Source organism: Phytoactinopolyspora endophytica, assembly GCF_004138495.1.
Classification (GTDB): domain Bacteria; phylum Actinomycetota; class Actinomycetes; order Jiangellales; family Jiangellaceae; genus Phytoactinopolyspora; species Phytoactinopolyspora endophytica.
This window is the reverse complement of the sequence record NZ_ML142872.1, coordinates 52,731-57,921: the sequence shown is the minus strand read 5'-3', so window position 1 is coordinate 57,921 and position 5,191 is coordinate 52,731. Positions and strand designations below refer to the sequence as shown.

5 protein-coding genes are annotated in these 5,191 nt (G+C 65.0%); 1 reads left to right on the top strand and 4 read right to left on the bottom strand.

From position 1 onward, the window contains the following. From ELR45_RS30875 to ELR45_RS30860, 4 genes are all read right to left on the bottom strand, one after another. The coding region (locus ELR45_RS30875) for a glycosyl hydrolase family 95 catalytic domain-containing protein (protein WP_205857604.1) at positions 1-1,204 on the bottom strand (1,204 nt) is incomplete at its 3' end. A 23-nt stretch (positions 1,205-1,227) separates the two neighbouring features. Then, positions 1,228-2,145, bottom strand: a complete 918-nt coding sequence (locus ELR45_RS30870; protein ID WP_129669759.1) for a carbohydrate ABC transporter permease — start codon at positions 2,143-2,145, stop codon at positions 1,228-1,230. Positions 2,146-2,147: 2 nt separating this feature from the next. Next, positions 2,148-3,092: a carbohydrate ABC transporter permease gene (locus ELR45_RS30865; RefSeq protein WP_129669712.1), complete on the bottom strand. Its 945-nt coding sequence runs from the start codon at positions 3,090-3,092 to the stop codon at positions 2,148-2,150. After that, positions 3,089-4,432, bottom strand: coding sequence for an ABC transporter substrate-binding protein (locus tag ELR45_RS30860; protein ID WP_165368252.1), 1,344 nt, complete (start codon positions 4,430-4,432; stop codon positions 3,089-3,091). Before ELR45_RS30860 ends, ELR45_RS30865 begins: the two co-directional genes overlap by 4 nt. 349 nt (positions 4,433-4,781) lie before the next feature. Between ELR45_RS30860 and ELR45_RS41775 the strand changes: the two genes are divergently transcribed. Next, positions 4,782-5,191, top strand: a 410-nt coding sequence (locus ELR45_RS41775; protein ID WP_240760272.1) for an ATP-binding protein, incomplete at its 3' end; no start/stop codon positions are given.

Genomic DNA, 5,191 nt, shown 5'->3' with positions numbered 1-5,191 from the left:
GCGGTTCCACGCACTCCGGCAGTGCCGTCACACCCGCCGGCCAGTAGTTCATCTCGGTATTGATGTTCAGCGTGTAGTTGGAGCTCCATGGCGGCTGCAGTTGGTCGTTCCAGATGCCCTGAAGGTTGGCCGGCAGCCCACCGGGCCTCGACGACGAGATGAGCAGATAGCGACCGTACTGAAACAGCAGCGAGACCAGCTCGGGCGCCGCACGCCAGGAGTCCGGCGCGCGCAGCAGCTGGTCGACCGGGACACATTCACCACTGCCGCCTTCGGCGTCCGAGACCTTGCCGGCCAGCGTCAGCTCGACCCGGTCATACAGATCCGCATGCCCGGCCACGTGCTCGGCCCGGATCTCCGCAATGTCCCGGTCAGAGGCCGCCTCGACGCGCGACGCCGCGCGTTCAAAGCAGTTGCGCTCCGTCCCCTCGGGCTGGGCACCGATCGCCTTGAACGTCGTCGCCGTGGAGAGGAACAGGGCAACGCCGCCTGGGCGTTCCCGGACGGTGACCGCGGCCGCCCCGCGCAGGCTCGCGCCGGTGTCCTCCGAGTAGGCGACCGGGACGTCGACGCCCTCGTGGGTAGGAGCGACGTCGGACGGCAACCGGAGCAGGATCCCGCTCACCGTTCCGCCCGCGGCCGTTCCCAGACCACGCAACGGAGTCGTCAGCGTATGCGCGAGATGCACGCCATCCGGGTGGTCCGACACGACGTCGACCACGAGCACGTCCGCCGGACGGCTGACGAAGATCGTCTGCGTGACCCGATGTCCATCCACGACGTACTCGTGCACGGCAAGGCCGCGGCCCATGTCGAGCCAGCGCCGGTAGCCTGTGACCGCCTCCGGCCTGATCTCGCGGCCGCCCACCTGAACCGAGAGGCCGAGATCCACGAACGGCAGGTAGGCCTGTGTGTAACGCTGTTGAAGCCGCCGTAGATCACGCTCGGCCGCACCGTGGTCCTCGTGGGCAAGCGCGGACCTGGCGTCCGCCAGCGCCTCCCGCGCTGTCTCCGATGAGACCAAGCCGCCGGCCGCCTCACTACGCGGTGACCCGGACCAGGCCGTCTCGTCATTGATCTGAATCCGATCGCTGCCCGGTATGCCGAAGCACATCGCGCCGGTGTGCCCGTTTCCGACCGGCAATGCCTCGAGCCAGTGCCCGGCGGGCCGGTCGAACCAGAACGCCGATGGCGGCGCCGGCACGGCTGTCGCCGCTTGTGTCGTGCTCAGAATCGCACACCTCCCGCGGTCAGTCCGCTACGCCAATAACGCTGCAGGCCGACGAAGACCAGCACCACCGGGATGACGGACACCAGCGCGCCTACCACGGTCAGAGTCTGCAGCTCCGGCACGGTGATCGCGGTCTGGCTCCATCCGTTCAGGCCGACGGTCACCGGCATCAGGCTCTGATCGTTGAGGACCAGCAGCGGCAACATGAAGTTGTTCCAGCTTCCGATGAAGGCGAACAGCAGGATGGTCACCGTCCCGGTCCCCATGAGCCTGCTGCCGATCGAGAGGAAGATCCTCCACTCGCTCGCCCCGTCCAGCCGGGCCGCTTCCAAAATCTCCGTCGGGATCGACGACCGCGCGTACACGTAGCCGAGCATCACGCCGAACGGATACACCAGCGACGGGATGAGCACGCCGGCATAAGTGTTGTTCAGCCCGATCTCCACAAGCAACTGGTAGGTCGGCTGTGCCAGCACGGTTTGCGGGACCAGCATGCTTCCCAGCACCGCGCCGAGGACAACCGCCCGGCCCCGGAACCGGTACACGGCCAGGGCATATCCACTGACCACGCTGACGAACGTCATCAGGACCGACCCGACGCCGGAGTAGATGAACGAGTTGAACATCCATCGCCAGAAGATCCCGCCGTCGTAGGTGCTCAGCCGCGACAGGTTCGAGAAAAGATTCAGGTCGGCGAACCATAGTCCCGGCGTCGAGAAAAGGTCCGACGTGCTTTTGGTGGACGCCACGACGAGCCAGTAGACCGGCAGCATGAAGTAGATCAGCACACCGACCATGAAGACCGTGACGACCGCGACGCCGACCCGCGACGGCCGCTCGCCATGGCGTTCGGTGTCACCTCGGCGAACACGGGCAGATCGGCGATTCGCGCTCCGCTGTTCGAGAGCAGACATCGTCACCGCTTCCCTCCTCTGCGGTTCGACGCCGCGGACACAGCCACGGAGAGTGCGAAGGTCACGAGGCCGAGAAGGATCGCCATGGCCGAGCCGAGGTTGATGTTCCCTCCCTGCGTCGTCGTCGAGAAGATCATCATGTTGGGTGTGTACTCGCTGGACACGTTGGAGGTGACCGAACGCATCACCATCGGCTCGTTGAAGAGCTGCAGCGTGCCGATCACGGAGAACAGCGCGGTGAGAATGATCGCCGGCGCGATCATCGGCATCTTGATCCGCAACGCGGTGCGGATCTCACCGGCGCCGTCGATGCGTGCCGCTTCGTAGATCTCCCGCGGCACGGTCTGCAACGCGGAGAAGATGATGATCATGTTGACACCGGTCACCGACCAGATCGTCACGTTCGCGATCGACCAGAGCACGGTCCCCGGTGCCAGGAAGTCCGGATCAATGCCCACCGACCCCAATGCGTCGACGATCGGGCTCACCTGTGGCTGGTAGAGAAAACCCCAGAGCAGGGCTGCCACGACCGCGGGAACGGCATACGGCAGGAACACGCTCAGCTGGAAGAAGCGCGTGAACTTCACAGCTGCGGAGTCGAACAGCAGAGCCAACACCAGGGCCAGCGCCAGCATCACCGGCACTTGCACGGCGCCGAAGAGAAGCACCCTCCCCAAGCCGTCCAGGAACTCCGGATTCGTCAGTGCGTCCGTGTAGTTGGAGAGACCGGTGAAGGCGGTCTCGCTGGACGAGCCGAACCCCAGTCCGCTGCGCTGCACAGTGTGCAGGCTGTTCCAGACCGCAAGCCCGATCGGCACGATCAGGAAACCGACGAACAGAACGATGAACGGCGCCAGGAACACGTACGGCGCCGACCGCTGGCCCCCGCCGCGGCTGCGACGGCGGGGGCGCGCAGAGGTAGACGTGGCAGCGGTGGCGACACTCACTTGACGTCGAGCCCCTGATCCCGCATGCGCTCTACGGCGCCCTCCTGCGCGTCATCCAGCACGCTGCTGAACGTCGCATCGCCGTTGGCGACGTCGGCGAAGCCGTCCAGAATGTCGTTCTGCACCAGCTGGTACCCCGGCCCTTCCTGATTGCCGCCGGGCACCTTGAGCGCTGCCTCCTTGTACACCTCGAGGATCTCCTGACCACCGAAGTAGTCGTCTGGCTGCACGAGATCCTCGTTCTCCAGGCCGATCTTGGCCGCAGGGAACACACCACCTCCGGTGACCAGGTGATTCACTCCCTCTTCGGAGCTGTTCAACCACGTTATGAATTCGGCGGCTTCCTCTGGGTGTTCAGCACCGGCCATGACCGAGGTGACCGCACCACCGGTGTCACCCGCGGCGTCTGAGCCTTCGAAGGTGGGGCCGGGCGCCACCGCCCAATTGCCGGCCAGGTCGGCCGCGTTCTCCTTCAACAGCGCCGGGAACCATGCGGCATAGGTGATCGTGGCGATGTTGCCGTTGTTGATGTCGGCCCAGTACTCGGGTGTCCACATCTGGGTGGTCTTGACCAGGCCGTCGTCGACGAGCGTCTGCCATTTCTCGGCGACCCGTTGGCTCGCCTCGTCGTTGATCGAGAGCGTCCATGCATCGTCCTCGATGCCGTACCAGCTACCGCCCGCCTGCACCATGTCCTGGTACCACAGGCCCATCTCGTTCGGTGAGAACTGGCCGATGTACACGTCGGGGTCCGCCTGCTGTAGCTCGCGACCCGCCTCAATGTACTCCGTCCAGGTGGCGGGGACATCGATGTCGTGCTCTTCGAAGATGTCAGTGCGGTACATCATCGCTGCCGGACCGCTGTCCTGGGGAACCCCGTACACGGCGTCCGCGAATACAACAGCCGACCACGAGCTCTCAGTGAACAGATCCTCAGCGCCGGCCACGTAGTCGCTGATGTCGACCACGCGTTCGTTGATGACGAAGTCCGGCAGCTGGTGCTGGCTCATCTGGGCGATGTCCGGGCCTGTACCCGCGTCCACCGCGGATGGGATCTTGTCGCCGTCGTCTCCGGTCATCCTGGTGAAGTTGACCTGGATGTCCGGATTGGCCTCGTTCCAGTCGTCCACTGCATCTTCAACGTTCGGCACCCATCCCCAGTACTCGAGGGTGACCGAGCCTGCGTCGTCGGCAGCGGCCTGGTCGTCATCGTCATCGTCATCGTCATCTGACCCACACGCGGCGAGTGCCAACGTCGCGGCCGAGACGACGGCGACCACGCGAAGAGACGTGCGGGCCGGGTAGCCCGCACCCGCGTTCAAACTGTGGAGGAGTGTCATGAATGACGTCCTTTCGTTGACATCGGCGTCGTCGAAGCGCTTCGAAGCCCGGCCACGCCGGGACATCGGACGTTTCAAGGGTGACCCCGATTCAACCATGCCGTCACGACTGGTGACCATCCGATTGATAGGACGTTTCCGAAGGTGCTGGTAGCGCTCCCGCAGAGACGGCACACCTATCCGCCAGCATCGGCGCGGCACAGGACTCACCCTGGCTCTGTCGCCTTCTAGAGGAATCTTCAAAATTCACTAGACATCCATAGAAATACCGATCGACCGTCGTCGACACACGATCGCGCTATCTAAGCAGATCTAGCTTTTTCGCTAGAAAGGCCGATAGCATCCGACAATGGACCCGGTACGGAACCCCTACGCGCCAGGCGCTGGGCAGCGCCCCCCTGAGCTCGCGGGGCGGGATCGCGAGCTCAGGCAGTTCGACGTCGTTCTGGAACGCATCGCCCGAGGCCGCCCCGAACGCTCCCTGGTGCTCACCGGGCTTCGGGGTGTGGGGAAGACCGTTCTGCTGAACGCCCTACGGTCACAGGCGATACGCCGGCTCTGGGGGACCGGCAAGATCGAGGCACGGCCGGACCAGTCGATCCGCAGGCCGCTGGCCAGCGCACTGCACATGGCGGTGCGCGAGCTCACCCCTCGGCATCGGGATCCCGACCAGGTCGATCAGTTTCTCGCCGTCCTGAAGGCGTTCGCCCTCAAATCCGCAGGCGATGGCGCGAAGCTCCGCGATCGCTGGCATCCCGG

What these genes read in the sequence shown, in the direction of transcription:
- ELR45_RS30870 (WP_129669759.1), bottom strand. Translation starts at nt 2,145, where the DNA reads ATGTCTGCTCTCGAACAGCGGAGCGCGAATCGCCGATCTGCCCGTGTT.
- ELR45_RS30860 (WP_165368252.1), bottom strand. Translation starts at nt 4,432, where the DNA reads ATGACACTCCTCCACAGTTTGAACGCGGGTGCGGGCTACCCGGCCCGC.